This window comes from Paenibacillus sp. NPDC056933, assembly GCF_042674385.1.
Taxonomy (GTDB): Bacteria; Bacillota; Bacilli; order Paenibacillales; family Paenibacillaceae; genus Paenibacillus.
Genome location: NZ_JBHUQN010000001.1, coordinates 1303954 through 1328650 on the forward strand (window position 1 = coordinate 1303954; position 24697 = coordinate 1328650).

Genomic DNA, 24697 nt, shown 5'->3' on the forward strand with positions numbered 1-24697 from the left:
TTATTGATCCATTACGGTGCATTTATAATACGGAGGGGTTCATATGAAGTGGAGAAGACTGCTGTCGTTCAAACGATGGACACAAGTATTCAAACGGCTGCCCCGTCTGTTGCGGGCTCCGCAAATCCCTTTGGGAGAAAAGCTGCTGTTCATCATCCCGGCGCTGCTTTACTGGGTGCTGCCTGACGTGATGCCGTTTATGCCTATAGATGATATTGGTGTGACGTTGTTGCTGATGAACTGGTTTGTGAGTCGTGCGGAGCGCAAGTATCCGGTGCTTACAGCGGGTGCGTCGTCTTGATCTGATGTAAAATGGGTGGTTTTAACATCGATTTTGCATCAATGTTATTGCGAAGCGCAGTAACTTTCTTTACAATAGATGCTGGAGTTTAGAAATGCTGAAATTGTTGGAACCAGCAATTACGATATAGGAGATGAATGGAATGAACTGCAAAATTACACGTAATGCCGCGAAAGTATTGAAGCTTGAGTTGGACAAGCCTGAGAACGAAGGTAAAAAACTGCGCGTTGTAATCACGCATGCACACGGTGATCATGCTCACTACGGACTCGATATCGATACACCTAAAGAAAATGATACGGTTGTATCTACCGATAAAGAGATTGACGTCATTCTTGAAAATGACCAGCCTTTGCTGGATGGCGTGAAAATTGATTACCTTTACTTCCCTGAAGAAGGATTCGTTATTACGAACCCATCCAAAGGCAACAACGGCGACCACTAAGGGAGCGAAGAGGGGAACTCATGGCTAACGATATCCGTGTATGCGAAAAATGTAATCATATCAGACTAAAATCGATTGTAGCCAAGTTGGAGAAAATGGCTCCGGATACGGAGATCAAGATTGGTTGCAAATCCTATTGCGGTCCTTGTGCAAAGCGTGCTTTTGTCTTCATCAACGGTCGGTATATCAGTGCTCCGTCGGAAGAAGAAGTGCTTGAAAAAGTCGCGAAATTCGTGAAGTAGGAAAAGGGAAAAGAGAGGCCATGGCCTCTCTTTTTTAGTTGTGGTTGGTAATGGCACAGGATTAAAAGGTGAAGCCCGGCATCATTTCAATAATTTCGAAGGTATGCTCTTGAAACACAATGGCAATGACCGTATCGCTTTTTTTCAAAAAATGAACATGCCCCATACGCTCTTCTTCCACCTCAACCCATCCGGCTTCGGATAACTTCTCAAAATAATCGGATGGTACATATAATCCCTGTTCTCCTCCGATATGTTTCAATTCATATGTAATGCCTGTTTTAAAGTTTGGATTGTCTGAATATGCCTTTAGGCTCATCTGCTTTGCATTCACGGGAACCGGGATCTCCTCATTAATGGAGGAGCTTGTATATCCCGTTATTTCATACGTCGCAGGTGTACAGCCGCTGCTAAATAGCAATAAAGGTAAAAGAATGGAAAGAATCAAATAGTTCTTCATACACATATCTCCTTGTGAAAAAGGTACTTATCAAATAAACGCAGTTAGACCGCAAAAGGTTATACACATCATTCATATTCATCTTTAAATTTTACATAGGAATATCAGAATAATCCGTCATTGTTTTAGCAAAAGAAGAATAAGGATGGCTGTCGTCAACCATCCTAAAGGGGTAACAGGAACATGATCCCAAGGAGGAATACTCATGCCGAAGCGTTATGATTCCAGTTTGCAAGCCGATACAACCGTATCCCAGGCGCAGAATGCAGTGAACAAACTTCATTTTGCCGTTTCTCAGGCAATGTCACATCCAACAGATCAAACCATTGAACAGGCAGAACGCCGTTTGGCGCATACCGAGCAGGCCATGCGTCAAGCCGAACGTTCGCTTGGAGGTCAGGGCGTTGAGTTGGCAGAAGAGATGTTCATTGAGGAGAAGAGAAGATTGAACTCGATCCAGAGTCAGAATGGGCAAGGGGATCAATAGGTGTTCCTGTCACATCGAACCCGCAGAGCAGCAGTGCTTTGCGGGTTATTCTTGTCTTTTTTGAACTAGTCCAGTGAAGTGGGTCCGCCCATATGGAATGTCATGTACCGCTTGAATTTCTGTGAGAAGGTTAATAGACCATAAGCAGGCAAATTTCACACAGGAGGTACAGAATGACAAAACATATTTCGGATTGTACGATTCTGAACAACGGCGTGACGATGCCGTGGCTGGGATTTGGAACCTATCGGGCAAAGGGCAAAGAAGTACAGCAAGCGGTGGAGACAGCATTGGAAGTTGGGTACAGGAGTATTGATACCGCTTCGATTTACGGAAATGAAGAAGAAGTTGGGCAAGCCATTGCGAGCAGTGGTATTGCCCGTAATGAACTGTTTGTGACTACCAAGCTGTGGAATGAGGATCAAGGGTTTGATTCGACCTTGAGAGCATTTGAGGCCAGTCAGAAGGCGCTTGGATTGAATGTGATTGATCTATACTTAATTCACTGGCCTGGCAGAGACCAGTATAAGGAGACGTGGAGAGCATTTGAACGTCTATATAGTGAAGGGAGCGTACGTGCCATTGGTGTAAGTAATTTTGAAGTACACCATCTGCGCGATATCATAGATGAAGGTGGAACGGTACCTGCGGTAAATCAGGTGGAACTGCATCCGGGTCTGATTCAACAGGAGCTGCAGGATTTCTGCGGGGAGCAGGGCATTCAGTTGGAGGCATGGAGCCCCATTATGAGAGGTAAACTGAACAAGGAATCGACTTTGAAAAGTCTGGCTCAGAAATACGGAAAAACGCCGGCACAGGTTATTCTGCGCTGGGATATCCAGAACCAGATTGTGACGATTCCAAAGTCGGTTACACCAGAGCGGATTCGGGAGAATGCAGACATTTTTGATTTTGAATTGACCCCGGATGAGCTGAAATTGATTGATGCGCTGGATTCGGATAAACGGACGGGACCGCATCCGGATCAGCTGTTCTGGGATTGAGCGTGCAGCTGTTCCGGTGACGGATCGTTCTTCGTGATATAAAATGAAAGCATAATCCTTTACACTAGGCCACTACGTGTGCAGAACAATCTTTCGATCGCCGTTATCCCCGGATTTTTGGAATTCCCTCTCTTCAAAGGGTAAAATCCAGTGATAAATGCGAACGCGCTGCTTCTCCAGATTTGTTCTGCCCTCTCCGTTATAGTGTAAATTATGAGTTCATCTTATGTGGATGGATTTAAAAAAGCAGCAGGATTAAGGGATAACCCTTGATCCTGCTGCTTTTGTGTTATTTGGATGAATCGGGTTGTGGAACCTCACAGCCGTCTTCGGTACATACTCCACTGCCATCTGCGTCAGTGGTGTTGGACTCCACCATGGTGAAAGGGGAGCGCTCGTCCCAAGCTTTCTGGATGGCATCAAGGAACACCTCATCCGGTTGAGCACCAGATACAGCGAACTTACGATCAAATACGAAGAACGGTACACCCTGGATACCTAACTGTGCGCCTTCTGCCTGATCGGCACGCACTTGGTCTGCGAATTGATTGCTTGACAACACTTCTGCTGCGGCATTGCGATCCAGACCCACTTCTTCAGCCAACTCGATCAGTACATCGGTATTGCCGACATGTTTGCCTTCTATGAAGATCGCTTGAAATAGCCGTTCGCTCAGCTCAAGCATTTTTCCTTGTGTTTCTGCCCAATGGGTGAGGCGGTGAGCAGAGAAGGAGTTGGTAGGAATCATCTCATCGATGTTGTATTCCAGTCCGGCCGTGCGAGCATTGGCATTCATCTGGGCATTCATGCCGCGTGCCTGCTCGACACTCATATTGTATTTGGCAGCCAGATATTCCGCGTTGGTTTTGCCGCTGTTCAGTTCAGCATTTGGATCGAGTTCAAAACTTTTAAACTGTAATTTCACATCATTGCGATGTGGGAATTGTGCCAATACATTCTCCAGACGACGTTTGCCAATATAACAGAAAGGACACATAAAGTCGGACCATATTTCAATATTCATCGATTAAAACCTCCATCATTTACAAACAAATGAAACCAGTACAGTTACAATTATATAGCGACTTTCCATCATTCGCAAGGTTGTGGTTATTACCAGCCTCCAAAAAAAGAAGTGCTGAAGCATTGCTCCGAATCACCATTGAAAGTAGCATATACGGAACGTCCTAAATAAAGTGGGACTTCTAACATATTCATATTTGGCATAGTCCATCCATCTATTTCTATAAATTTTTCTTCATAGTACTATAAAAGATATTACGGATGAAGCAACTGTTACTCGTGCAACTCTTTATTCCCATTTTATCGATAAGTATGATTTATTGGATGTCGTCATTAAAGAAACTGTAGTAGACAACACTATTAAAAGCTTAGATCATTTCGATAAAATTCACTAAAGAAACTTATGTAAACATTTTTCTTGCGTTAACTAATTTTCATGCAGAAACGATCAAAAATTCAAATTTAAACACCCAATGTAGAGGGAGCTATGAATCATTCAGCACAATAGTTAAACAAAAAATGAAAATAGATCTGGAAAACTTATTTTATTCTCTACTATTAAAACAACAGTCTATTCTTGATTCCGAAGCTTTAAAGGTGGGGGCAGTCCTATTAAGTTCTGGCATTTACGCAGCATCAGAAGATTGGATAAATAATGGGTCTTCTTCGGCAGAACAATATATTGAAAAAGCCTTGCCGTTTATAGTGACCGAAATAGATAATCTAAACAGCTCAACTTTGGCACCTTGAAAAATAGTCTAAATCCTCTAATCCAATAAGAGGAATAGAATTGAAAGTAATTTCTTCTGACGTATGTTAACTCTTAGTCATAGAATATTGCTTACCGAAAAAAGGAGCCACCTCTGTAGGTGACTCTTTTTTCTAACATCTATCCAATGCAACTGTTGCTGTATTATTGTTATCTGTGAGGCTTCTTAATCATTTCTACGCCGTCAAAGGAAAGGCTTTCAATCTCCGTTTCCTTTTTCAACATATATTTATCAAAAAACGCCTTTGTATACGAGGTAATAATGTTGCGCTGTTCCATCGCATCCCGGGTTCCTCTGGATGCTTTATCCGTAGTAGTAAACAAGGAATCAGAGAAGTCACCATGAGTCACATTATCAATTATGGCAAAGTAGGTGTCTTCGCTGTTGGATTCAAGAAGGAATGCATTCGTATTATAGGCAAGCACGGTGCTGAGTTGCATAAAGGGTTTCTTAAGGTCGCTATCCAGAGCACCTAGCATATTGCCGTCAAGATTTACAGCACCGACAAACCGATCATCGTCACGGCTAACAATTGCCGCTGTTGTTCCTCCAAAAGAATGTCCGAACACACCCATACCAATTTCAAGCTGCAATCTGCCTTTAAACATGGATTCAATATCACCTGTATTCATTTTGTACAGATTATCTGCGACATAACTAATATCCTCTCTTTGTAAAACGGCATATTTTGCAAACTTCACTGCTTCAGGCGCCGAAGTCAATTTGCGAGAAATCTTTATTGCTTCTTCTTCCTCGAGCTTCTCTGTTACAATTTGAGGCGGAGTTAGGGCGGCCGCTTCCATTCCGTATTTCGTTAAATCGTCCATAAACTCCTCTGACATACCAACAGTTCGTCCATCCTTGAGTTTGTACACACCACTTTCGGCATGGCCGATCGATACTACAATATAGCCGGCGCTTGCCAGGTCTTGAGAGAACAAAGTGCCTTGCTGTGGGTAAGCGCCTGCGCCATGAACAAAGAATAAAACCGGATATTGTTTCTCCTTTTCAGACAAGGCCAGATCGTCGTAAGACCATGTCTTAAAATTGGAGTCAAAAAGCTGCTCATCCCCCGCTGTACCCCCTAGCCTAACCAGAAGCTTATCTCTCAGTGAATGAAACTCAGGAAATGCATATTCTGCCGTTGACTTGCCTTCACTGCTGTCGGACGGATAGAAAAAAAACGCCGTCAGTTCCCTTTCTGAATTATCTGATGCTTTGTACTTGAAGTCCATCTGTGTACGCCCAACCGTATAACTTCCGATCGGTTTCGGAAATTCATTCTGTGCGGAAGTTTCGCTATTTTCCGATTTCGGAATTTCCTCCTGTATGGAAGTTCCGCTATTTTTGCCGCAGGCGGAGAGCGTGGTCAGTGCGATAACAATTGCCAGAATCGTAGTCAGTCGTTTTTTCATTATTTTTCCTCCAATTTTTATTCATGCATTCATCATAAATGGAGGAGGAAAATAAAAAATCGTACAAAAGGGCAAGCCCCAAAGGTACGATCGGGCAAATCTATAAAATGTTCGATCATAAATGCAGGATTCCACGCTCTGCCGCGACAGCGACGGCCTGCGACCTCGAATCTACACCCAATTTATTGTATATACTAGTTAAATGAGTCTTTACTGTACGTTCGGATATTCCCATATCGAAGCCGATCTCTTTACTTCGAGATCCACGGGCAATCGCTTGAAGCACGATCAGCTCTTTTTCTGTAAGAGATGTCTTTGCCGAGGATGACTCTTTCGCCTTTCCTAACATCTTGTTAGCAAATACTTTCTCGGTGATCTCCGGAAGTAGCAACGTTTCCCCCCTCAGCGCTGCATCAATTGAGCGAAATATCATCTCCCTTCCCGTGTCCTTAAGCAAATACCCTTTGGCACCTAACACCAGTCCGCGGATCATCATTTCATCCTCATTATAGGTAGTCAAAATAATGACAGGAATATCGAGTCCTTTGGCTTTGATCGCTGTCATGGTGTCTAATCCGCCCATTACAGGCATGTTTAAATCCAATAGGATAATGTCCGGTTTGTATGCGTCCAGCAGTCGGATCGCTTCCATCCCGTTGGATGCTTCTGCGACTACCGCGTACCTTTGATTGGTTTCCAGGATCAGCTTAAGCCCCTCACGAACGACTAGGTGGTCATCCACGATCAGAATCCTAATTGTCATAAATTGATGTCCTCCTGTTGTAATGGAATGCGAACAGAAACTTTGGTTCCTTGCTTTCCGCTTTCAATTTCCATATCCCCTCCAATAATTCTGGCTCGTTCATATAAGCCGATTAAACCATAGCTACCAGATTGTTTCTCGATCAGCTTGGTATCGAACCCTATTCCGTTATCCGTAATTCTTAGCTCGATTACGTTTTCGTGTGCTGCAAGCACAATTTCTACATTCGTAGCATTAGCATATTTTGCTGTATTGGCCAAGCATTCTCGTATGATATGTAAGCTATGTTCGAAGATCAACTTCGGTACCATCGAATGGGGGATCAATAATTGAGTAGAAATACGAATCCCTGTCATATGTGAGAAATGTTCAGCCTCATCCTGTACCGCTTTAGTAATATCTATGACCTCTGCAGAATACGAACGCAAGTCTTCAATTGCGCTTCTCGCCTCTGAAAGCGTGCGCTTTGCTTGGTCTTTCGACAGCTGAACAATCTCGTGGGCACGATTGATATTATCGCTCTCTATATGTGCATCCACGGCATCAAGCTGCATGATGAGACCTGCCAGCCCTTGAGCCAAGGTATCATGTAAATCACGGGCCATCCGTTGACGTTCGTTCGCAATGGTTAGATCCTCCACTTTCCTGTGCGCTCGTTCCAATTCAACTAAGAAAGACTGGGTCCGCAATTTAGCACGAACTTGTTTATAGAACAAAGAAGCATAACCGGTCACGAAAAACATGACGAAGAAGAGAGAGGGCAATGTTGATGGCAAATCCTCGGTCGTCCCGCGCCAAACCAGTGAAACAGAAAACAAAGTACAATACAAGGTATAAACCAAAAGCACCTTCATCCGTTGAGAGTATACGCCAATACTTTGGCCTGCCAAAGCCGTCAGTAGACTTACAAAGATGAGAGAATGAGCATTAGGAATGAATAGTGCAGCCCCCCAGACGATACATCCTTGCGTCACAAAATAAATCCAGGGCCGTTTATCGACAACGGACCCGGCATACCAATGCAGCAAAATGTGGATCAAAATGAGACCTGTAAAAATATTGAATTCGAACCATGTGGGAATCATAGGAAGCTGGAAGAACAATGCAGAAAAATAAACCAGAATGACCCAGATTAAAGCAGGCAGACGAGACTCCCGCAGAACATTTTGGATATCAGTTCGGGAGCTTTTATACGGTTTGTTTTTCGAATAATCACTCATTGATGATTACCTCTATCAATGACCCTCTCCAATTGAACTTGAACCGTGTCTCTAGTTACAGTCATAATTAGAATACCAAGCAACAAGTAATGACAAAAATGAAGCGAGAATATGCTCCAGTCCATGAGAGCAATAATTTTCTTCATTCTTGCTCCTATATAGCGAGAATCATTTGAGTATGACTGTTCCGAATACACAAAAATATCTTTTCACTCCTCAACAAGCTTTATATGTTATCACTATCTAAAAACAAATCTTAGATTATTTCGAAAGAGAAATACCAGCACTAACCTATAAAAAGGCTTTTGCTGAGGTCTTGCCTGCCCAACCATGATCAGTATTTTAATAATGCATAAACCAAGAAGAGAAGAACTTAACTCTATTCTCGATATTTATTCTTTTATCTAACTTAGGTATAGAGGAGTAAAGTATGCAGAGGATATTTAAATGATCTCCTCTGCACATCCCTCCACATCGTGTAGAGAGGAGCCAAGATAATATTGACTATCGATCGGATCATATTCTTTTTTTTAAAACAACTATCTCATCTAAGATCCATATTTCGCATCATGAGCACTTGCTCAACATTTGTTGTGAAACCTAATTTTATCAATAGATCGTTCAATAGTTGATTGGATTTACGCAGGTTAGCTGTCGCTCGTCTGCAAACATAGTCTAATGGGGCGAACAGTTCACTGAGAGCAAGTTATAAATCTCCTCTGTATCTTCCCGCCCAGGAAGGACCTCACATTAATAGAGCGAAATGGTTACCAATTTACCCTCTTGATCAATTGTACGCTTAACAATGCATAGCATACAGGCTCGCTATCTTGTCTAATGATTACAGATTCACCCTCCCTCATGCTAGGCCATTGTGTCTGCCAATCAGATAAGCCTCGATAGAAGCCTAGCGCATATACATCACGGGGCAATCCTTTGGTGATAGAAGAGGGATGCACAACAGATCCCTTCAGTAATTGGGGATCTATGGTACCCATATGTTGTAAAACATTAATCGATCCGTAATTTCATAGCCCACATACTGATATAGCTTTATCGCATTCTCATTCTGGGCGAGTGCTTCAAGTATCGCAATCTCCACGCCATGTTCTCGGCACAACTCTAGACTTCTTAACATGAGCACTCTGCCAATGCCCTGCCCTCTAAATGCAGGCGCAATACCTGTCCCGCCGTTCCATGCCACTTTCTTTCCGTCTACGCAACGGAGTGCAGCCTCAACACTTATAGTTTAACTTCTTACTTATCCCGGTATGCCTTGGTCCAATGGTAAGGCTGAATTTCGTCCAATCTCTTGTAAATTAAAGTCCCGTCAGGATCGTATACGGCAGCCTTCACGTCTTCTCCCCAGAAAAATAATCGCTCCTGGCACACACCACAAGGGGTGAGAACCTTGAATTCCGTGTGCTCATCGTCGCGTGCCACACAGATCGAGTGGGTGACCCGCTCGTTTAATTTGTGGGCTTCCAAATAGGCTCCTGTTTCCATACATAGATGGGTGGCGTCATTAATCACTTCTGGAGCTACGCTGATTAACAGCGAACCGGCTTCGGTATAAACGGCAGCTGCGCCGCCCCAGCCTTGGGGATAGCGATGTTTGACAAAGTTAGCAGCTTCTTCGAACAGTTTTTGTTCAATATTGAATGGATCTGTATGTGATGTCATGGTCATGCATTAGCTCCATTTCATTGTAGTCTTTAATTATCTTTTGAAAATAGGAATATACAGCCTTGTCCGTGCCGCTCACTATCTGTCAGGAAGCAGGTTTAGACGCTTGCTCCTCGCGAAAACGTGAGATCAGGTCAAATGTATTGACCGTATCGGACACATGCAATCGATTGGTTGCCTCCTCATGACCGGATCGGCAAGCATTAATATCCGTTTTGGCACGTGTTGACAGATCATAACAGGAGCCCCTTTCATACAGGTAATCATCCGAAGGGATATAGAACACGGAGCCATCCGTGAATGCACCACTGCGCAATACCACCATGCGTGAGGAACCGTTGTACACATCGTTGCCCATATGGTAGTAGGTTTGATCTGATATACCGAGCAGATGCAGCACGGAAGGTGTGATATCCAGCTGTCCAGCAGGCTCGTCAATCGTTCCAGCTGCGGCTCCGTCGGGCAGATGCACCAGCAAAGGCACCTCGTTCATGATTTGCTCCATATCCAGATCGTTCAGCGAGCGTCCGAGAAATTTCTCGTATTGGGGCTGTTCCTTAATGGAATTATCGTGGTCTCCGTAGAACATAAAGATTGTTTTGTCCCATAATCCCCGATTTTTCAGGTCTTCCACCATGCTGCCGAGAGCAGAATCCACGTAATGAACGGATTGCAGATAGTTTCCGAACATCGTTCCTTTGAATTGCCCGACATCCAGCTGCTGTTTATCTTGGGGTAACGCGTATGGATGATGACTGCTAAGTGTAATCAGGAATGAATAGAACGGCGCTGTAACCTCACTGCTCATTTTCTCAACCGATTGGCGGAAAAAGGACTCATCCGACAGGGACCAGCCAAGCGGGTCATCCTGTTCAAAATCATTTTTACTGTAAAACTTGTCATACTTCATATTCTGATACATCGTATAGCGATTCCAAAATCCGCTCTCATAGGCATGAAATACATTCGTACTATAACCATTATCCTTCAAGATCGAAGGCAGGGAATCGTAACTGTGGTCTGCGTAACGGACAAACGCGGATCCAACCGACAGTGGATGCAATGAAATATTGGCTCCAAAGTCAGCATCCGATGTTCGCCCCTGACCTGTCTGGTGATAAAAGTGACTGTAGTACTGGCTTTCCTTCATCAGCTCGTTAAAATGAGGCGTAATTTCCTGACCGCCAATGCTCTGACCAATCATAAAATTCATGAAGGCCTCACCTTGGACGATGATCACATTGCTGTCTTTATACTTGCCAAACATCGCATCCTTCAGTGGCTCAGCCTGTTGTCTGCTCGCAAAATAAGCTTCCGCCTGTTCCAGATCGCCAGGATCGACCTCTGGTCCGGAGCCTAACTGGTCTTTGGCATAGTTGTACAGATCATAGCCATGAAAAGCAAGAAGCCCGGTAACGTTGTACATGGACACGTTCCACCAGTTGTTATCGAACAAGCCTTTTGCCCAGGTTTTACTATAAAAATAAATTGGACCTACCGCGAGCCCCAGACCTAATACCAAGGCGATGCTGCCTGCGGTGAGTCGACGATGCATGCTTGTTTTGCCGGAGTGTGACGAGTGAGAGTTCAATTCACTCGTATATGCACTGTAACGTCCACTACGGCGGTGACGTTTACTGAACAGCAGAATAGCTGCATAGGGGATGATCACAAGCCAATCGACAAAGAACAACAGATCGCTGGCATAGATGAGTGTAGCAATGCTTTCCCCCAACGCGTCGACCTGTCTGGCTTGCATCAACACTGGAATCGTTAGAAAATCCTGAAAGTAGCGATAATAAACCATATCGGCATAAATCAGTGCAGTGAGCAGCAGATTGAGCATAACAAGTGATAGGATCATCCCTCGACGAGGCAGCCACCAGGTCCAGAAGGACAGAATCAGCAGCGAGCCGATGGCGATCACTTTGTCCAGAAGCCCCATTGTGATGTTGTAAGCGTGCAGATTGTGATGGAGCCACATTAATTTAAGGAGCATGAGTACAAGGAAAATAAGATATAACGTAAGTGGATGATTCAGAAGCCCGCGCGGCGTAAGGCTGCGTGTTGGCTTATTGACAAGCATATGTCTCCCCCCAGGTGATTGGTTTTGTTAACGGAATGTAAAATAGGGCTTCATTCATTATAGCGCGGTGTCATGGCTTTTCAACTATGCCCAAGGGAGAAAAACCCATGCGGAAGAAGCATCATCAGCAGCCGCTCGCGGTCCGGAAAAGATCAATCATATGACTCCCGGAACATATACCCAAAAAAAGCGCCCCAGCCGTGAAAGGCCGGGGCACTCTAGTTGTACAACGTTATTATTGTTGTGGTGATTGATTCCGTGGAGGCAGTGGGCCCAGATACTGATAGTATTGGGTCTCGATTCGTCCATTGAACAGCTTGCGGCGCTTGTCTGCCTTGCGGCCGAAAGCATCTTCGAAGGATTTGGTCGAGGTGATGGCAAAAAAGGACCATGTCGGCATTTCAAGGTAACTGCGTCCTAATGAACGGATCAGCTTCTGAACTTCTTTCTCTTCGCTCAAGCGTTCACCGTATGGCGGATTGGTAATGATTACACCATATTCACCCTGTGGTCTGGCACGATGAGCAGGCAGTACACTTACTTCAATATCTTTGGCGAAACCGGCACTTTTAATTGCTGCCTGTGCTACCTCAATGGCTTCCGGATCGATGTCGCTGCCTGAAATCTGTAATGGGATATCATCGCGCACAGCATCAAATGCTTCTTCACGCGCTTGTTCCCATAATTCTTCTGGAATGACAGCCCAGTTCTCTGAGTTGAAGGTCCGACGAAGTCCGGGTGCAATGTTCCAGCCGATCATGGCGGCTTCGATCAGCATTGTGCCTGATCCGCAGCATGGATCATAGAAGGGGCGGGATACATTCCAGCGACTGAGCTGAATAAGAGCCGCTGCAAGTGTTTCTTTGAGCGGAGCTTCGGTGACGAGTTTACGGTAACCCCGTTTGTGCAGACCTGGTCCGGTCGTATCCAAAGTAAGCAGGGCGCGATCGTTCAGCAAAATGACTTCAATCACATAACGAGACCCATCTTCGGGGAACCACTCGGTGTGGTGAGTCAGCTTCAGTTTCTCTACGATCGCTTTTTTCACGATTCCCTGTGATGCGGGCACGCTGCTTAGCTGGGATTTGTGGGAGCGACCTTCAACCGGAAATTCGCCATCAGCTGGAATCCATTCCTCCCAAGGTAATGCTTTGGTACCTTCAAACAATTCATCGAAAGTTGTCGCCGGGAATTCACCCATTTTGACCAATACGCGATCGGAACTTCTCAGCCACAGATTACACCGGCAAATATCAATATAATCTCCAGTGAAGAAAACCCGGCCATTGTCGATCGTAACATCCTCATACCCCAGCTGCTTCAGTTCCCGGGCGACAACAGCCTCGAGTCCCATCGCCGAGGTCGCAATCAGTTGCAATTGAGCCATGTGATTCATTTCAACTCCATTTCAAGCGGGAGTAGGGATGTCCTTCTCTCCGCTGTATAGTGACGGTGCGGCCTTGCCGCTTTCCGTGAAAAAACTTACAATGAGAAATGCGGTGAGCTTATGCATTCACCTTTAGAGGCGATGCAGCAGTCAACCGCCTGTGTTTGACAACAAACATTTATTATAGAACATTGGCATCCATATGGAAAGCAGTCCAAGTGTCCAAGGAGGATTTTAGCGGTGAATCTGACCCCTGACGAATATGTAAATCAATTATTTCAAGAGGATGATCTCTTGTTGAAGGTAAAAGAAGCCATCCGATCGAATGGAATGCCGGAAGTTTCGGTTGCAGCGGCCTATGGCCGTTTGCTTACTTTTCTTGCAAAGACATCCAAAGCGGAAGCGGTACTCGAAATCGGCGTGCTGGGCGGATACAGCGGTATCTGTCTTGCTCGCGGTTTGAGTGAAGGGGGGACCCTGACTTCGCTGGAATTGAAAGAGGAATACGCAGCGATGGCTCGCGGTCATCTGGAGGAAGGAGGCTTCGGGGACAAGGTCGAATATCGAATTGGCCCCGCAGCGGACAGTCTGGAACAATTGGCCCAGGAAGGACGCACCTTCGATTTCTTCTTCATCGATGCAGACAAGGAAAATTACCCCGTTTATCTCGATTATGCCATTAAGCTCGCGCGGCCCGGGGCGGTCATCGTGGGAGATAACTGTTTCCTGCGTGGCCGTACGCTGAATCCGGACAAGCAGGGGCCGGCAGTCCTCGCAGTTCGACGTTTCAACGAGCAGATGGCAAGTGACCCAAGGCTCGTTACAACGATGCTGCCGGACTATGATGGTCTGGCTCTGGCCTGGGTGAAGTAAGAATATCAGCTCACAAGGCAAAAGCTCTGATGAACCGGCATTAAAGAGGCTTGTCCATCTCTGCCATCGATCCAATGAAATGAACGGTATATAAATGAAACGATGCCCATGTTGCATCCTGGATCTTGCATGCAGGAGATTGAAAGGCATCAGACAAAAATAAGAGACGACCAGACCCTGGGTACGAGGGGATGTCGTCTCTTATTTTTTGCAAGATATAAAGTGATTAGTCCTTCTTAAACTTCCGGCGTTCCGTAAGTCTCAAACCATTTTTTGATTGTATCAAAATCATCACTGAAGGACAGTCCAAGCATCAACAAAATGCGTGCTTGCTGAGGGCTGAGGTTGTCCCCCGCAATAACGCCCTTTCCTCCACCATAGACACTGCCTGAACCTGTCCGAGTGGTAGTTACGAAGATCACGCCGTCCTCCACGGCTTTGGTTCGTGCTTGTCCCATCGCTCTGGAGATCCCGCCTGCTCCGGTACCGGAGGTGACGATTCCCTTGGCGCCGCCTTTCACAAATCCTTCAATGGCTTCGCCTCCAGCTTCCTGATAGGAGATGGCTATTTCCACTTTGGCGAGATCTGCTTTTGAGATTTTGCTCAGATCAAATGCCGGTTTCGCTGTACCTTCAGGCTTCAAGGCGCGTGCAGGGGCGCGATAAATTCGAATGTTCTCTTCATCAATATATCCTACTGCACCGAGCATTGGTGTTTCGAACGTATCCGTACGATAATCATTCGTTTTGGTCACGCCGCGTGCCAGTTGAATGGTATCGTTCAACATCAGCACTGTGCCAAATGATGTGGTACGACCACTGCCTGCGAGTTTAATGGCATTGTACAGATTGGCTTGTGCATCCGAGCCGATAACTGTCCAAGGGCGCATGGACCCAGTGATGACAACGGGTTTATCACTTTGTACTGTCATGTCAAGGAAGTAGGCGATCTCCTCCATGGTATCTGTACCGGTAGTGACCACAACGCTGTCATATTGAGCCAGCGCCTTGTCTACGGTTTGGGACAAATCATAGAGATCAGCCATGGTATAAGAGCCTGAACCTGAATTTCCGAATTGGAGTGTGCTAACATCTGCAATCTTCTGTTTGTCCGGTAAGGCGTCAACCATTTCTCCAATCGGAAGTGTACCTGCCTTATAGTTCTGGAAGCTGGTCGCATCCTCGGATTGACCTGCGATCGTACCGCCTGTTCCAATGACCAGAACATTAGGCAGGGCGGATTGTTTGAACGATGCCGATATGGCAGGGACGGTCGTATTGCGAGCCGGGGTGGATGATGCAGTCTGAACTGCACTGGTTGTACCGCTCACTTCTACCGTAGCAGCCTGAGCTGCATAGGTTCCGATTGGGGACAGGGAGATGGTCAGGGCTGTCAACGCGGCTGTGCTCCATACAGCCCAAGGACGAAGATGTGGAGTTTTTTTCATGAATAGCACTCTCCTTCAGGTTAGTTTCGTGTGATGTTTTTTGAGGATGATATGTATTGAATTCAAATTGATTGTATTTCATGTTAATTAATATGACAATAGTGTATATAGGTAGGGTAAACGGTTACATTGATAGATATATAGAGTATACCTTGTATTTATGAGGTTTTATGGATGAAAATAAGGAGTTGTGAAAGAGGGCGAGGAATATAAAATCATGATATTTGGATTTTTACGTCATATTTTATAACATATGAGGCTTTTGTCCTGATAGAGTATAGATAGATTTTGGGGAAAAGTGTTGCAGGACAATCAATAGCAGAATTGATCTTGTCACAACGGATATTAGAAGTGCAAGTTAGCAAGTTTTGACGATTTTTGTAATACGTTCTAGGAAAAGAGGCTCAATTATTGCCAAAAATTTGTATGCTCATCGCGTTGAGTCTATAATATATGGTGATTTCAATATGTAAATAAATATATATTAATGATTGGAGGAGAAACGATGAACCGAGCACCCAGAAAGTATGCCAATTACATTCCGATCCGGGAACTGGAGGCGGTGGAGCAACAATTATTTCCCTTCCCGGTGTACGCTGAACTTCGTGACAACACTCCAGTCCGCTATGACAACCATCGAGAATGCTGGGATGTTTTCCGTTATGAAGACGTGCAATATGTGTTGAAAAACCCAAAACTGTTCTCTTCCGAACGTGATCGCGCAAACGCCAGCATGCTTACTACAGATCCGCCGAAGCACAAGCAATTACGGGATCTGGTTAATCAGGCGTTCACGCCTAAAGCGATCGAAGCGTTAGCTCCGCGTATTCAGGAAATCGCCGATGAGTTACTTGCTCCGCATCTGTCAGAAGGTCGTATGCGGCTAATCGATGATCTCGCCACACCACTTCCGGTTATCGTGATCGCCGAATTGATTGGAGTCCCTGCTGCCGATCGCCAGAAATTTAAAGACTGGTCTGATGCACTCGTGAAAGGCGCGCGGGATGACAGTGATGAAGCTTTCCAGGAATTGATGGAAGAAAAGAAGCGGAATCAACAGGAGCTGGCGAGCTACTTCACGGCCATTATGGAAGAAAGAAGTCAGCAGCCCAAGGATGATCTGATCTCTTTGCTGCTTGCTGCAGAGATTGAAGGGGAGAAGCTTACCTCAGAGGAAGTGATCGGATTCTGCATCTTGTTACTTGCTGCCGGTAATGAAACCACTACCAATCTGATTACCAATGCCGTCCGGGTTCTGTCAGAGCAACCCGAGCTTCAGCAGCAGCTGAGAGATCACCCCGAACTCATTCCGTCAGTGGTAGAGGAAACGTTGCGTTACTATCCGCCAATTGTGGCTATTGGGCGTATTGCCAAAGAAAACGTAGAATTGAACGGACAAACGATTCAGCCGGGAGAACAGGTGATTTCCTGGGTAGGATCGGCCAACCGGGACAGCGCTCAATTCGATCAGGCAGAGAAGTTTGTGCCTGACCGCAAACCGAACAGACATATGGGTTTTGGTTTTGGAATTCACTTTTGTCTCGGTGCGCCGCTTGCACGGCTCGAGGCGAGGGTTGTACTTCAGACCATGCTTCGGCAAATGAAAGACATTCAGCTTTTGCCGGAAACGGTTTTGCAGCCAATTCAAAGTGCTTTTGTATTTGGCGTTAAAGAATATCCGATTCAATTCACGAGTTTAATTCACAAGCCATCTGACACAATGAATCAATGTTAAGGTTTGAACAAATGAATGCCAAAAGCCGCTTTCATGCCTGATAGGCGCTGAAAGCGGCTTTTTCATAAGAACAAATATCATTTGAATCCAAGCGTCATAATTCTCTAATCAGAGGGGGCTTTTTATACAGCTTGAGCCTCACCCACACCATATTGAGCAGCAACAGCCCACCAGAGACGATGAACAGTCCTTCGATGCCGATGAACCCGGCCATAAAGCCTCCGATGACGGCTCCAAGCATGTTACCCAACGCGAGTGTGCTCGTATTGAAGCTGAATGCCCGGCTAATCATGCTATCTGGCGTATAGGATCGAATAAGCGCATTGACACTCGGAAGCAGGCCGCCCATGAACACACCCATCATGAAACGGACGATAATGAGCTGCCATACCGTCTGCACGAATGCTTGAGGGATAATCATGAGGCCTGTTCCTATAAGGGAGAACGTAAGTACCTTGTGTGAACCTATCCTGTCACTGAGCTTCCCGAGAATCGGGGACATGGCCATGTTGGATAATCCCGTGACTGCACCCACCAATCCTGCCCAGAAGGCCACATTGACGTCAGAACCATGTAATTTTTGCACATATAGCGGGAGGAGTGACATCGGGCTGATCATGGCAAATTGCAGCAGGAATGTTACAGCGAACAACGCAGGCAATTGCGATGACTTGTTCAGCTCCTTCAGACCGGACAATACGGATTGTTCCGGCAGTTTGGCTGCTTCCTTACGGTCAAACTTCTCTCTAACCAGGAACATGGCGAGCATGGAAGCTGCGAAAATCAGTCCGCCTGTAATATAAAAGATAGGCCGGAAGCCGACCGCATCAGCGAGTAAGCCGCCAATCAATGGACCGAGAATCGTACCTGCAACCTGACCGGACTGGCTGATCCCCATGGCAAACCCCATACGATCTTTCGGTGTTGTGCCTGATATTAAGGCTACGGCTGCCGGGTTGAACCCGGAAATTGTACCGTTGAGCAGGCGTAATAAAAGAAGCTGCCATGGGCTCTGTGCAAAACCCATCAGGGCGATAACAATCGCCATTCCGAATCCGGAACGCAGCAACATAATTTTTCGACCGTATTTGTCAGACAATTTGCCCCACAAGGGCTGGAACAAAAATGAGGTGAGGAAGTTGGCAGCAAATATAAATCCCGCCCAAATGCCAATCTCGTGCTCACCGACCACGCCCAGATCCTTGGCAAGATAAAGGGACAAAAATGGGGTGATCATGGTCATGCCCGAGTTGACCAGAAATTGTCCAAACCAAAGCACAATGAGGTTTACTTTCCACGTTTTCAAAGTGCTTTCACTTCCTTTCCGATCGTTTCTGCAACGTTTGAAAAAAACACGATTCTTTCATTATAACATAATTGGCATATGGATGAGGGGATGTAAGGAATGTCATAGTATTGTCATTGGAACAGAACGACACGTGGTTGTTACCGCTCTTCAAAAAGGGCATAATGTTAATTATGAGTCCAAAAACTATTGGAGGCTTCTTACATGAGCTATAATGATCGTCTGATTCAAGCCAGTTTCAAACAGCAGGTAGACCGTGTACCTGTGTGGTACATGCGTCAGGCTGGGCGTTATGATCCCGAATATCGCAAGATTAAGGAAAAGTATTCTTTGCTCGAAATTTGCCGTCAACCTGAGCTAGCAGCTGAAGTTACACTCATGCCGGTACGTAAACTCGGTGTGGATGCGGCTATTTTGTATTCCGATATTATGAATCCGGTTGCTTCCATCGGTATCGATTTTGATATTGTTAAAAATATTGGACCTGTTATAGACAATCCAATCCGCACAGCGGCCGATGTGGATCGTTTGCGTCCGATTGATGTTGAAGGTGATCTTTCACACATACTGGAGACCATTCGAATTCTGGACAAGGAACTGGATGTACCGCTGATTACGTTTGCTGGTGCTCCTTTCACCATCGCCAGCTATTTGATAGAAGGCCGACCATCCAAAGGGTACATACGGACCAAAACGATGATGTACAGCGAACCGGAAGTGTGGCATAAGTTGATGCAAAAACTGGGCGATATGGTGATTACATATGTCCGTGCACACATTGCGAACGGCGGCAAGGCATTTCAACTGTTCGACAGCTGGGTAGGTGCGCTTTCGCCAAACGACTTTAGAGCGTATGTGTTGCCGACGATTACTCGTATCTTTACCGAATTATCGGATTTGAATGTACCGAAAATTTATTTTCCGGGTGTGGCTTCTGGTGAATTGCTGCCAACCCTTCATGATCTTCAAGCTGATGTGATTGGGCTCGATTGGAGAGTGTCGATCTCCGAGGGACGCAGACGATTGGGTGGGAAATTTGCCGTGCAAGGCAATCTGGATCCATATGTGCTGACTGCGCCGATGGATCTGATCAAGCAGCAGGCCAAAGTGATAATTGACGAAGGCATCAGGGAGCCGGGTTATATTTTTAATCTGGGGCATGGGTTATTTCCTGAAGCGTCCCTGGATAAATTGAGAGAACTTACGGCGTATATTCATGAATATTCTGCTGAAGCTTTGAAGACTGGGGTGACGGTTACTAATGACTGATACAGTAGGTGTACTGGTGATGTCGTATGGCACACCTGAGAACATGGAAAGTATTGAAGCGTACTACACACATATCCGGAGAGGCCGTCCGCCTGAGCCGGAACAACTGAAAGAACTGACTGACCGTTATGAGGCGATCGTTGGGGGTGTATTCCCTCTACGGGAAAACACGGATAATCAGGTTAAGGCTCTTCAGGAGACGTTAAACAGGGATGAACGTTCCAATGAGGTTGAATTCCGTTGTTATCAAGGGCTGAAGCATGCGTATCCGTTCATTGAGGATGGCGTGGAACAGATGGCGAAGGATGGAATTCAGACCGCAATAGGTATCGTGCTTGCACCGCATTTCTCCACAATGAGTGTAGGCAGCTACATCAAGCGTGCTCGCGAGAAAGCGGAAGAAATGGGTATTCAGATGTCCTTCATTGAGAGTTACCATTTGCATCCAAAATTGATTCAGGCTTTATCCACTCGTGTCAGTGCCAAATTGGATGAGTTCGAGGAAGCGGGAGCCAAACGCGGGGATGTACGAGTACTTTTCAGTGCACACAGTCTGCCAGCGCGAATTGTGGATATCGGTGATCCATATCCGCAGCAACTGCTGGAGACGTCGGAAGTTATTGCTTCCCGTCTAGGGATTACGAACTGGCAATTCACTTGGCAAAGTGCGGGGCGGACAGCGGAGCCATGGCTGGGTCCCGATATTCTGGACACGCTTCAGGATCTTGCTCGTGAACAGGTGGAAGATGTGCTTGTAGCACCGATTGGATTCGTATCGGATCATCTGGAAGTGCTCTATGATCTGGATATTGAAGCCAAAGCGATTGCCAAAGAGATCGACATGCGCCTCATGCGTATCGATTCTCTCAATAGCGATCCTCTTTACATGGAAACGTTAAGTGATGTCATCATTGGCCAATGGCAGCAAGGAACGGATGTATAATGGAAGACCCTAAACGTCGTGTTGTTGTTGTCGGCGGAGGTCTGACCGGCCTGAGCGCGGCATTTTATATTCGGAAGCACTACCGTGAAGCGGGGATTGAACCCGTAATTACCCTGGTTGAGAAAAGTTCTTCCATGGGTGGCATGATTGAGACGCTGCATCGGGATGGATTTGTTATTGAGAAAGGACCGGATTCTTTCCTTGCCCGCAAAACGGCGATGATTGACTTGGCTAAAGAGCTGGAAATGGATCATGAACTGGTCAGTCAGAATCCCGAATCCAAAAAAACATACATCATGCAGCGTGGCAAGTTACATCCCATGCCAGCAGGACTCGTTCTTGGTATTCCGACAGAGTTGAGACCGTTTCTGAGAAGCGGCCTTGTATCTCCGGCAGGCAAGCTGCGAGCATTAATGGATTTTGTCATTCCTCCACGTCGTACAACGGAGGATGAATCGCTTGGCTACATGATTGAACGCCGTCTTGGAGCGGAAGTGCTGGAAAACTTGACTGAGCCGTTGCTTGCGGGTATCTATGCAGGTGATATGCGCCGATTGAGTCTTCAGGCAACCTTTCCACAATTCGGGGAAGTGGAGCGGGATTACGGCAGTTTGATTCGAGGGATGATGACAGGCCGTAAACCGGCGGAGACCCATACGGGAACGAAGAGAAGTGCTTTTCTGAACTTCCGTCAAGGATTGCAGAGCCTGGTTCACGCGCTTGTTCATGAATTGCAGGATGTGGATCAACGACTGAATACTTCGGTGCAATCGCTGGAGGTCCTGTCTGGAGATCAGGCCAGATACAACATTCAACTGAATAACGGAGAGCAGCTTGAGGCGGATGATGTCGTCATTACGGTGCCTACGTATGTTGCATCCGAACTGCTGCAACCCCATGTGGACACAGCGGCTCTGGATGCAATCAATTACGTATCGGTAGCGAATGTGGTGCTTGCTTTTGAGAAAAAGGATATCGAACACGTATTTGACGGATCAGGTTTCCTCGTTCCGCGCAAGGAAGGCCGCAATATTACGGCATGTACCTGGACATCAACCAAATGGCTGCATACCAGCCCGGATGACAAGGTGCTGCTGCGTTGCTATGTTGGCCGTTCGGGAGACGAACAAAATGTGGAGCTCCCGGATGATGTACTGACGGATCTGGTGCTTAAGGACTTGCGTGAAACGATGGGCGTAGAGGCAGTTCCGATCTTCTCGGAAATCACCCGGCTTCGCAAATCGATGCCGCAATATCCGGTAGGTCATCTGCAGCACATTGCAGCACTCCGGGAGGAACTGGGCAGCAAATTGCCGGGTGTATATATTGCTGGCGCTGGTTATGAGGGTGTTGGGTTGCCTGACTGTATTAGACAGGCGAAGGACATGTCGGTTCAAGCGACACAACGGATTATTGCACAATAATGAAGTACATGGCTGTCTCGATCGTAGAGTTTTTCTACAGGATAGACGGCCTTTTTTCCACCATAAAGCATAAAATCGGGAAGAAGTCGTACTCTTCAATACTTGCAGTTCAAAGGAATCATGGAAATCCAGAATATGCCTGATATAATATGATGAGGATTGCCGTGAAGAAGAGGAGTTGCCTATGTATCCCCCAAGATCAAAACGAAGTGTGCAGAAGAAAAAAGAAAAACGCATTCGCAAACGCCGGATATGGATCATTAATCTGGTATTGATTGCAGCCATTGGACTCGTCGGTATCTATTATGCAGTGGGCATGCAGGAACAGCAGACGGACCCGGCGGACCAAGAAACGGTTATGAGTCAGGAGCCCGTGAATGAAGATGATTCCAAAGGCGGAGACCAGCTTCACTCCCCTGACCCGAATTCGGAGCCAGACCATACTTCCGATGAAGATTCGAGCGGTTCTAATGAACAGCCAACCGGAAATTCCGATGATGAGTCGGATGTGAACACACCGGATGCAACAGGTTCTGAGACTACAGGGAAAACGGATTCAGGAACGAAAAAACCGGTAGAAAATGCGACTTCTTCCAGTACAAAGGAAAACGACGGTGCCGAAGCAGGGGCAACGAAACCATCGAAACCATCGGATTCTGCAAAAGGTGTAACCATTAACTTTGTTGGGGATATCCAATTTTCGGGCAAAGTGGCTGAATTGTTGGATAAGAAAGGGTATGAGTATCCCTTCGAGAAGCTTGGCAGCCTGTTCAAGGACGATGATCTCACGATCGGTAACCTTGAAACGCCTGTAACCTTTGGCGGGACGGATGCAGCTGATAAAACCTATGTGTATAAATCTTCGCCCAAAGCGCTCGCAGCGATGGCTTCAGCGGGTTTTGATGCTGTAAATCTGGCCAACAATCATATCCTGGATCAGGGCGTTGAAGGTCTGGTCGATACACTGGCGTATCTCAAGGAATACGGGATTGCACATACGGGTGCGGGAATGAACCAGGATGAGGCTTATGCACCTGCCTATCTGGAGCGCAAAGGCATGAAGATTGCATTGCTAGGCTTCAGTCGGGTAGTGCCGAAAGCAAGCTGGAAAGCGAATGGAAATCGGGCAGGTGTTGCGGAAGCTTACGATTCCACAGGTGCGGTCAAGGCGATTCAGGATGCCCGTCAAAAGGCTGACCTCGTCATTGTTGTTGCACACTGGGGAGAGGAACGGGTCAGCACGCCGAATAATGACCAGACCCGACTGGCTCATGAATTTGTAGATGCCGGGGCCGATTTGGTCGTTGGCGGGCATCCCCATGTTCTGCAAGGTGTGGAGTATTACAAGGGCAAGTGGATTGCATATAGTACAGGCAACTTTATTTTCTCAAAATCAACGACAGAGGAAACGTGGAAGACTGCGGTATTTCAGGCGAACTGCAGTAAGGATGCCAAATGCAGCATGAAGGTTATTCCGTATGAGGCTGGACTAGGTCAAGCGGTTCCGATGCTGGATGAAGCCAACAAACTGTTGCTGGAGCAGATGACGCAGCTCTCTCCAGGTATTCGTTTTGATGCGAATGGAGTTGCGTCGCCAAGTTAAGAACTATTTTGAGGAGGGGATGAAATGAACAACCTTTGTGTAGCACACCGCGGATTTTCGTCCATTGCACCAGAAAATACGATGGCTGCATTTTTGCTTGCTATGGAACAGCCTGAAGTTCAGTGGATGGAGCTGGATGTACAGTTATCACGTGATGGTGTTCCGGTGGTTATTCATGACTTTACTTTTGATCGGACTACCAATGGAAAAGGACTCGTTCGGGAGACAGACTGGTCAGATATACAGCAGCTGGATGCGGGATCTTGGAAAGGAAAAGCCTATAAAGGCGAGCGAGTTCCCGCTCTTAGCGAAGTGTTGGATCGTTGCTGTGGCAAAGTTCGCTTGAATATTGAACTGAAAACGCAAGGAAACATGTACCCTGGTCTGCCGGCAGCGGTTATTCATGAAGTAAGGAAGAGACATATGCAGCATGACGTGGTAATCACTTCGTTTGAACCTGCGGCTCTGGTTGAAGTTAAGAAACTGGCCCCGGAATTCAAAACAGGGTTGATTATTGATGCACGGCCAGGTGATCTGGCAGCAGTGCTGCGACAAATGAATTGCAGTTTTCTTTCGATTGGATACACAAATGTAGACAAATCGCTGATGCGGGAAATGCGTAATGAGGGTATTCAGGTGATGGCCTGGACCGTTGATGACAAAACTATTATGAAGCGGCTTGCGGCCATTGACCCGGAGCTGATGTTATGTACGAACCGGCCTGATGTATGGGAACAGGCTTTTCAGGAAACGAGCAGCCGATTTTTCCGGCCGTAACTCCAATTTTTTTGCATACCAGAAATATGA

24 protein-coding genes are annotated in these 24697 nt (G+C 46.3%); 13 read left to right on the forward strand and 11 right to left on the reverse strand.

All coding sequences use genetic code 11. The annotated features are described in order from the left end of the window. Positions 1–43 precede the first annotated feature (43 nt). The 3 genes from ACFTRD_RS06030 (at position 44) to ACFTRD_RS06040 (ending at position 988) form a co-directional block, all read left to right on the forward strand. On the forward strand, positions 44–301 hold the full coding sequence (locus tag ACFTRD_RS06030) for a hypothetical protein (RefSeq protein ID WP_062322197.1): 258 nt from the start codon (positions 44–46) through the stop codon (positions 299–301). A 142-nt stretch (positions 302–443) separates the two neighbouring features. Beyond that, positions 444–746 (forward strand): iron-sulfur cluster assembly accessory protein, encoded by a 303-nt coding sequence (locus ACFTRD_RS06035; RefSeq protein ID WP_192265894.1) that lies wholly within the window; start codon positions 444–446, stop codon positions 744–746. Between the two features lie 20 nt (positions 747–766). Continuing rightward, complete coding sequence (locus tag ACFTRD_RS06040) at positions 767–988, forward strand: YuzB family protein (RefSeq protein ID WP_379378144.1); 222 nt, start codon at positions 767–769, stop codon at positions 986–988. Positions 989–1049: 61 nt separating this feature from the next. Here the strand turns inward: ACFTRD_RS06040 and ACFTRD_RS06045 are convergent, their stop codons facing one another. Beyond that, positions 1050–1448 carry a hypothetical protein gene (locus ACFTRD_RS06045; protein WP_379378145.1) on the reverse strand — a complete coding sequence of 133 codons (399 nt, stop codon included), beginning with the start codon at positions 1446–1448 and terminating at the stop codon, positions 1050–1052. 205 nt (positions 1449–1653) lie between these two features. Here ACFTRD_RS06045 and ACFTRD_RS06050 point away from each other — a divergent pair, with 205 nt between their 5' ends. Next, on the forward strand, positions 1654–1935 hold the full coding sequence (locus tag ACFTRD_RS06050; RefSeq protein WP_379378146.1) for a hypothetical protein: 282 nt from the start codon (positions 1654–1656) through the stop codon (positions 1933–1935). A gap of 173 nt (positions 1936–2108) precedes the next feature. Then, positions 2109–2939, forward strand: a complete 831-nt coding sequence (locus tag ACFTRD_RS06055) for an aldo/keto reductase (RefSeq protein WP_379378147.1) — start codon at positions 2109–2111, stop codon at positions 2937–2939. A 289-nt stretch (positions 2940–3228) separates the two neighbouring features. On the opposite strand, the gene ACFTRD_RS06060 is transcribed toward ACFTRD_RS06055, so the two are convergent. Beyond that, positions 3229–3963 (reverse strand): DsbA family oxidoreductase, encoded by a 735-nt coding sequence (locus ACFTRD_RS06060; RefSeq protein WP_379378148.1) that lies wholly within the window; start codon positions 3961–3963, stop codon positions 3229–3231. A 253-nt stretch (positions 3964–4216) separates the two neighbouring features. Here ACFTRD_RS06060 and ACFTRD_RS06065 point away from each other — a divergent pair, with 253 nt between their 5' ends. Beyond that, positions 4217–4357: a hypothetical protein gene (locus ACFTRD_RS06065; protein ID WP_379381199.1), complete on the forward strand. Its 141-nt coding sequence runs from the start codon at positions 4217–4219 to the stop codon at positions 4355–4357. Positions 4358–4881: 524 nt separating this feature from the next. Here ACFTRD_RS06065 and ACFTRD_RS06070 read toward each other — a convergent pair. From ACFTRD_RS06070 to ACFTRD_RS06100, 7 genes are all read right to left on the reverse strand, one after another. After that, the gene (locus ACFTRD_RS06070; RefSeq protein ID WP_379378149.1) at positions 4882–6147 is read right to left on the reverse strand and encodes an alpha/beta hydrolase; all 1266 of its coding nucleotides are present in this window, start codon (positions 6145–6147) and stop codon (positions 4882–4884) included. A gap of 115 nt (positions 6148–6262) precedes the next feature. Then, positions 6263–6910 carry a response regulator gene (locus tag ACFTRD_RS06075; RefSeq protein ID WP_379378150.1) on the reverse strand — a complete coding sequence of 216 codons (648 nt, stop codon included), beginning with the start codon at positions 6908–6910 and terminating at the stop codon, positions 6263–6265. Beyond that, positions 6907–8130 (reverse strand): sensor histidine kinase, encoded by a 1224-nt coding sequence (locus tag ACFTRD_RS06080; protein ID WP_379378151.1) that lies wholly within the window; start codon positions 8128–8130, stop codon positions 6907–6909. The genes ACFTRD_RS06075 and ACFTRD_RS06080 overlap by 4 nt, the downstream gene beginning before the upstream one ends. A 985-nt stretch (positions 8131–9115) precedes the next feature. Next, positions 9116–9334 carry a GNAT family N-acetyltransferase gene (locus tag ACFTRD_RS06085; RefSeq protein ID WP_379378152.1) on the reverse strand — a complete coding sequence of 73 codons (219 nt, stop codon included), beginning with the start codon at positions 9332–9334 and terminating at the stop codon, positions 9116–9118. A 53-nt stretch (positions 9335–9387) separates the two neighbouring features. Then, complete coding sequence (locus ACFTRD_RS06090; protein ID WP_379381201.1) at positions 9388–9813, reverse strand: cytidine deaminase; 426 nt, start codon at positions 9811–9813, stop codon at positions 9388–9390. 88 nt (positions 9814–9901) lie between these two features. Then, positions 9902–11902: an LTA synthase family protein gene (locus ACFTRD_RS06095; RefSeq protein ID WP_379378153.1), complete on the reverse strand. Its 2001-nt coding sequence runs from the start codon at positions 11900–11902 to the stop codon at positions 9902–9904. A 235-nt stretch (positions 11903–12137) separates the two neighbouring features. Next, positions 12138–13289: a THUMP domain-containing class I SAM-dependent RNA methyltransferase gene (locus ACFTRD_RS06100; RefSeq protein ID WP_379378154.1), complete on the reverse strand. Its 1152-nt coding sequence runs from the start codon at positions 13287–13289 to the stop codon at positions 12138–12140. A 240-nt stretch (positions 13290–13529) separates the two neighbouring features. On the opposite strand from ACFTRD_RS06100, the gene ACFTRD_RS06105 reads away from it, so the two are divergent. Beyond that, complete coding sequence (locus ACFTRD_RS06105; RefSeq protein ID WP_379378155.1) at positions 13530–14162, forward strand: O-methyltransferase; 633 nt, start codon at positions 13530–13532, stop codon at positions 14160–14162. A 236-nt stretch (positions 14163–14398) separates the two neighbouring features. Here ACFTRD_RS06105 and ACFTRD_RS06110 read toward each other — a convergent pair whose 3' ends face one another. After that, complete coding sequence (locus ACFTRD_RS06110; protein WP_379378156.1) at positions 14399–15610, reverse strand: asparaginase; 1212 nt, start codon at positions 15608–15610, stop codon at positions 14399–14401. A 505-nt stretch (positions 15611–16115) separates the two neighbouring features. Between ACFTRD_RS06110 and ACFTRD_RS06115 the strand changes: the two genes are divergently transcribed. Continuing rightward, positions 16116–17345, forward strand: a complete 1230-nt coding sequence (locus tag ACFTRD_RS06115) for a cytochrome P450 (protein WP_379378157.1) — start codon at positions 16116–16118, stop codon at positions 17343–17345. Between the two features lie 94 nt (positions 17346–17439). On the opposite strand, the gene ACFTRD_RS06120 is transcribed toward ACFTRD_RS06115, so the two are convergent. Next, on the reverse strand, positions 17440–18651 hold the full coding sequence (locus tag ACFTRD_RS06120; RefSeq protein ID WP_379378158.1) for an MFS transporter: 1212 nt from the start codon (positions 18649–18651) through the stop codon (positions 17440–17442). A 204-nt stretch (positions 18652–18855) separates the two neighbouring features. Here ACFTRD_RS06120 and hemE point away from each other — a divergent pair, with 204 nt between their 5' ends. The 5 genes from hemE (at position 18856) to ACFTRD_RS06145 (ending at position 24667) form a co-directional block, all read left to right on the forward strand. After that, positions 18856–19920, forward strand: a complete 1065-nt coding sequence (gene hemE, locus ACFTRD_RS06125) for a uroporphyrinogen decarboxylase (RefSeq protein WP_379378159.1) — start codon at positions 18856–18858, stop codon at positions 19918–19920. Then, complete coding sequence (gene hemH / locus ACFTRD_RS06130) at positions 19913–20863, forward strand: ferrochelatase (protein WP_379378160.1); 951 nt, start codon at positions 19913–19915, stop codon at positions 20861–20863. The genes hemE and hemH overlap by 8 nt, the downstream gene beginning before the upstream one ends. Continuing rightward, positions 20863–22287, forward strand: a complete 1425-nt coding sequence (gene hemY / locus ACFTRD_RS06135; protein WP_379378161.1) for a protoporphyrinogen oxidase — start codon at positions 20863–20865, stop codon at positions 22285–22287. The genes hemH and hemY overlap by 1 nt, the downstream gene beginning before the upstream one ends. Positions 22288–22471: 184 nt before the next feature. Next, positions 22472–23890: a CapA family protein gene (locus ACFTRD_RS06140; RefSeq protein WP_379378162.1), complete on the forward strand. Its 1419-nt coding sequence runs from the start codon at positions 22472–22474 to the stop codon at positions 23888–23890. Positions 23891–23914: 24 nt separating this feature from the next. Further along, on the forward strand, positions 23915–24667 hold the full coding sequence (locus tag ACFTRD_RS06145; RefSeq protein ID WP_379378163.1) for a glycerophosphodiester phosphodiesterase: 753 nt from the start codon (positions 23915–23917) through the stop codon (positions 24665–24667). Positions 24668–24697: the final 30 nt, after the last annotated feature.